Source organism: Acetobacter sp. (assembly GCF_047723915.1).
Lineage (GTDB): Bacteria > Pseudomonadota > Alphaproteobacteria > Acetobacterales > Acetobacteraceae > Acetobacter.
Window position 1 is genome coordinate 50,517 of the sequence record NZ_JBDOBQ010000021.1, and the last position, 4,841, is coordinate 55,357.

Below are 4,841 nucleotides of genomic sequence, written 5' to 3' on the forward strand. Positions count from 1 at the left end.
GGCTGAACGGCTGAACGGCTGAACGGCTGAACGGCTGAACGGCTGAACGGCTGAACGGCTGAAAAAGCCGCGCACAGGCAACAGGCAAGGTAAAGACCCGCCGGGCAAAAAACGGGTTCAGTCCGCCTGCCGTGCTACGACAGCATTCGCCTCGCGGATTGCGCGCCCTTCATCCCCCGTGCGGTCCAGTGTCGCGTTGGCCACCTTCGCCCAGAGCTGGCGCAGGTCCTGCGTATCGGCCTTATGGGTGTGTTTTGGGGCGTCGTCCGGGGTCCATGGCATCGTAGCTTGCTCCCGTTCCAGAGTTTTGTCTGAACAGAGTGTGTGAAGCCAGCCGCGCAAAATCAAGCCCACCGGCACATTGGCGCCGGTATGGCGATCAGTACCGGAAAAAGCAGGCCGTGGCGTCCGACAGGGTGGACAGGCTGACACCATGGCTGTTGCCCAGGCAGACCGCCAGCAGCACCCCCCCTGCGATGACGCAGGCCCCGGCCCATTCGCGCATATAAGTCGCCATGGTGTTGTTCCCTCCGCCCGCAGGCTGCATCAGGCCTGTCAGACGCCCTTATACTGCATTGCAAAAACGTGATATTTAACCATACAAACGATATATTATTGTTGAATTTAGAAATGTCAATATTTTACAATTTAATATGATTTTATATGCAGGACCGCCATATGATCGCGTCACGATCGTGGTTTAACCACAGCGCGGAGCAGCGCCCGACAGCGGCACACGCAGCCGAATCCTGCCTGAAAGCCATAACCTTTCGGGTTTCACCAAAGTTTACCGTAAATTTATCGTGCTATTGTTCCGCGCCGTTACGCGGTCATGGCGGGTATGCGGCCGCCTGTCATGCAGCCATGGCACGCATGACGCCAGAGGCGGGGAGAACCGTGAATATCCCCCCACCCCCGGCAAAATCCCACAGAGCGTTCAGCCCATTGTGCGGTCAACCGCCAGACCGGCAGAAGCCTGACAGATCGGCATCATCTCGATGGAGTTGATGTTGACATGGGCTGGCAGGTGCACGACCCATGACACGGTTTCGGCTATGTCGTCGGGCAGCAGGGGAGTGGTGTTGTCATAGACCGCCTCGGCCTTGGTGGCGTCGCGCAGGCGCACCAGACTGAACTCGCTGCCGCCGCACAGGCCGGGGGCGACGTTGGTGACCCTGACCGCACGGCCCAGCAGATCGCTGCGCAGGTTTTGCGAAAACTGGGCGACAAACGCCTTGGTCGCCCCGTACACATTCGCCCCCGGATAGGCATAATGCCCCGCCGTACTGCCCAGCATGACAATATGCCCGCTGTTGCGCGCGACCATGCCGGGCAGGAACGCCCGGGTCATTTCCACCACGCCGCTGACATTGGTGGCGATCATGGTCTCCCAGTCGTCATGGTCGGCCTGCCAGGCCTTGTCCAGCCCCAGCGCCAGCCCGGCGTTGTTGACCAGCACATCCACCGTCCGCCAGGCCTCGGGCAGGCTGTCGGGCAGGGCACGGATGGCCGCATGGTCGGTAACGTCCAGTTCCAGCGGCAGGACAGCGCTGCCCAGTTCAGCAGCCAGGTCGTCCAGCCGGTTCTGCCGCCGGGCGGTTGCGATCACGCCAAAACCGTCACGCACCAGCCGCCGGGTAATGGCCGCGCCAAACCCGGCGGAAGCCCCGGTTACCAGCGCAATACGGGAAGGAACCACCCCGGAACGAGGCGGCGTTGTTGCTGTATCTGCCATGTCTTGTCACACCTGTGGTTGGGGCCGAGCAGAATCCGGGTCGCTAAACCCCGCACGCCATTCACAGCGCTTTCGCGGCGGCCCTGTAAAAAACCGCAGACACTCTACCAGCAGCCAGGCGAATAACGCCAATTTCGCACCCGAGCGGGGGGAAGGCCACGGCTTGCGGCACCCTGCCGTTACCCGCCACAACGCAAAAAACCAGAGACGCGCCGTATCCGGCATCTTGATATTGATAATAACTCGCATTATCACAGTGCGCATTCACTGGCCCGCAAACCCAAGAGTCTTCTCCCCATGTCCAGACATTTCTCCACCCCCCGCGCCGCTGCCTGGGCCACCGGCGTACTGCTTGCGGGCAGCCTGCCCTGTGCCCGCGCCGCTACCCCGCAACCGGCCGCAACGGCCGCGGACCAGCCGAGCCATACGGCACATCACGGCTCCCATACTGCGCAACATGCGGAACACACCGCAGGCCAGCGGCCAACTGCGAACACGGCCCCCACAGGCCAGGCGGCACAGGCCATTCCGCCCGCAGGGCTGACTGGTGGGCTGACCGGCGGGCTGACTGGCAACCCGGTCCATAATCGGTCTGGCGCCAACCCCACCGACCTCCCCACCGCCCAGCGCGAGGATATTGTCGTACGGGCCGCCCGCAGCAACCGCATGGAAGTGTCGAGCGGTGGACAGCTTGGGGCGCTGGGCACCAAGAAGGGGCTGGATGTGCCCTTCAATATCCGCAGTTACAATTCCAGCCTTATTCTCAACCAGCAGTCCCAGACCCTGGGCGAAGTGCTTGAGAACGACCCCTCCGTCCGCACCACCATGGGGTATGGCAATTTTTCTGAAATGTTCGTCATTCGCGGTTTCCCCGTGAACGGGGACGATATTTCGCTCAACGGGCTGTATGGCATTGTGCCGCGCCAGCTTGTGTCGCCCCAGCTTTACGACCAGGTGCAGGTGCTCAACGGCGCCAGCGCCTTCCTGAACGGCGCGGCGCCGGGCGGGTCGTCCATTGGCGGCAATATCAACCTGCTGTTCAAACATGCCGAAGCCGAGGCCCTGAACCGGATTACCGCAGACTATACCAGCAGCGGCCAGGGCGGCGGGGCGGTCGATTTCGGCCGTCGGTTCGGCACCGGCAAGGCGTTCGGCTTCAGGCTGAATGCGGCCGGCATGGACGGTGAAACCTCGATCGACCATGAACGCCGCCACGACGCGGCCGTGGGGGGCGATTTCGACTGGCACGACGACAAGACCCGCATTTCTCTCGACATGGCCTATCAGAACCAGGCCGTGGAATGGGGACGGGGCGGGGTGTTCCTGTCATCAACCCTGACCAGCGTGCCACGGCCCGCAGCGCCGTCGCACAATTTCAGCCAGGGCTGGACCTATAACAACCTGAACTATCTGTTCGGCATGATGAATGTCGAACATGATTTTGGAAAACACGTGACAGCCTATGCGGCCTTTGGCGCCATGAGCGGGCAGGAAAAAGGCACGTATTCGTCCGTCACGGTTACGAACGCCGCAACCGGCGATGGCACCATGGGCAGCATGTTCGTGCCTTACAACTCCATGAACGAAAGCACGCGCGCGGGTATTCGCGCCCATGTGGACACGGGCCCCGTCAGGCACGAGATCAACGCCGGCGGTTCCGCCCTGTGGGAAGAGGCCAGCACGGCCTATGCGATGTACTACAACTCCAGCGTGCCGCTGCTGACCAATCTTTACAACACGCCCCAGATCGCGGCCCCCACGCAGAACCTGGTCGGCGGCAACCTGCGTGATCCCATCCGTTCGAACTGGACCAAGCTGTACAGCCTGTTCCTGTCCGATACCATGACCTTCTGGGACGGGCGGATCGCGCTGACAGGGGGGTTCCGCTACCAGAACATCCTGCAGAACGGCTATAATTATGCCTCTGACGGCAGCCTGAGCACCCATTACGACAAAGGTGCGTTTACGCCGGTCGTGGGGCTTGTGGTCCACCCCACGCACAACACCGCCCTGTATTTCAACCGGATCGAGGGCCTGTCGCAGGGGCCGACGGCGGCAGGGGCCAATGTGGTCAACCTTGGCCAGGTTTTCGCGCCCTATCAGAGCGTGCAGTACGAAGTCGGCGCAAAATACGATACCGGGCGTTTCAGCACGGCGCTGGCCTTCTACCAGATCTCGCAGCCCAATGCGTATACGGAACCGTATGGCAATAGCGGGCAGCTCATTTTTCGCGAGAACGGCCTGCAACGCAACCGTGGCATGGAACTGACGGTCAATGGCCAGATCATCCGTGGCCTGCGCTTCAATGGTGGGCTGACACTGATCGACGCGGCGCTGCAACGCACCCAGGGCGGGCTGAACAACGGGCACACGGCCATTGGCATTCCCAATTACACCATCAACGGCAATCTGGAATACGACCTGCCGTTCCTGAAAGGGGCGACGGTCATCGGGCGTGTGGTCAACACGGGCAAGCAGTGGGTGAATGTGGCCAACACGCAGCATCTGCCGGTGTGGACACGGTTCGACCTTGCCATGCGCTATACGTTCAGCGTCGCGGCCAAACCGCTGACAGCGCGTTTCGGGGTAGACAACCTGGCCAATACACGGTTCTGGGCCTCGGCCTTCAACGGCTACCTGCTTGAAGGCCAGCCGCGCACGTTCAAGTTCTCTCTCTCGGCGGAACTGTGAGCGAACTGCGGGCCCATGCGCCCCGGCTGGCCGGGGCCCTGTGCCTGTGGGCAGCACTGGTACTATGGGGCTCCGGCGCGGTGGAAATCGGCAGCAGGCTGACCGTCCTGCCCGTGCGTGAAAGCGTGCAGGTCTACCGCCTGTGCGCAACGGCGGCCGCCGCCCCGTTCATGGTCTGGCCTTTTCTGGTGCGTGGCAGGCGGCTTGCTTTCTGGCTGCCGTTGGGGCTGATGCTGTCGGGGGCGGCAATGCTGGCCGCCACACAGGCCACACCACCCTACGAACACCCGCATGCAAAGCCGGCGGTCCCGGCGGCAATCGCCCCCGGGGGTGCTTGGGTGGGGTGGGCAGTGTGGCGGGCCGGCATTGGCCCCCCGCCCGCCGACGCCCCCACCCCACCCAACAAACCAACCGC

Annotated in this window: 5 protein-coding genes; 2 read left to right on the plus strand and 3 right to left on the minus strand. The window is 62.5% G+C overall.

Translation table 11 applies throughout. From position 1 onward, the window contains the following. Window positions 1-117: 117 nt before the first annotated feature. The 3 genes from ABF990_RS11210 to ABF990_RS11220 form a co-directional block, all read right to left on the minus strand. Window positions 118-282, minus strand: coding sequence for a hypothetical protein (locus ABF990_RS11210; RefSeq protein WP_415492333.1), 165 nt, complete (start codon window positions 280-282; stop codon window positions 118-120). 97 nt (window positions 283-379) lie between these two features. Beyond that, window positions 380-517, minus strand: coding sequence for a hypothetical protein (locus tag ABF990_RS11215; protein WP_415492332.1), 138 nt, complete (start codon window positions 515-517; stop codon window positions 380-382). Window positions 518-937: 420 nt separating this feature from the next. Beyond that, window positions 938-1,735, minus strand: coding sequence for an SDR family NAD(P)-dependent oxidoreductase (locus ABF990_RS11220; protein ID WP_415500968.1), 798 nt, complete (start codon window positions 1,733-1,735; stop codon window positions 938-940). Between the two features lie 297 nt (window positions 1,736-2,032). Between ABF990_RS11220 and ABF990_RS11225 the strand changes: the two genes are divergently transcribed. Continuing rightward, a complete protein-coding gene (locus tag ABF990_RS11225; RefSeq protein WP_415500969.1) occupies window positions 2,033-4,426 on the plus strand; it encodes a TonB-dependent receptor in 2,394 nt (797 codons plus the stop codon). Then, window positions 4,423-4,841, plus strand: a 419-nt coding sequence (locus tag ABF990_RS11230) for a hypothetical protein (RefSeq protein WP_415506613.1), incomplete at its 3' end; no start/stop codon positions are given. The genes ABF990_RS11225 and ABF990_RS11230, both read left to right, overlap by 4 nt.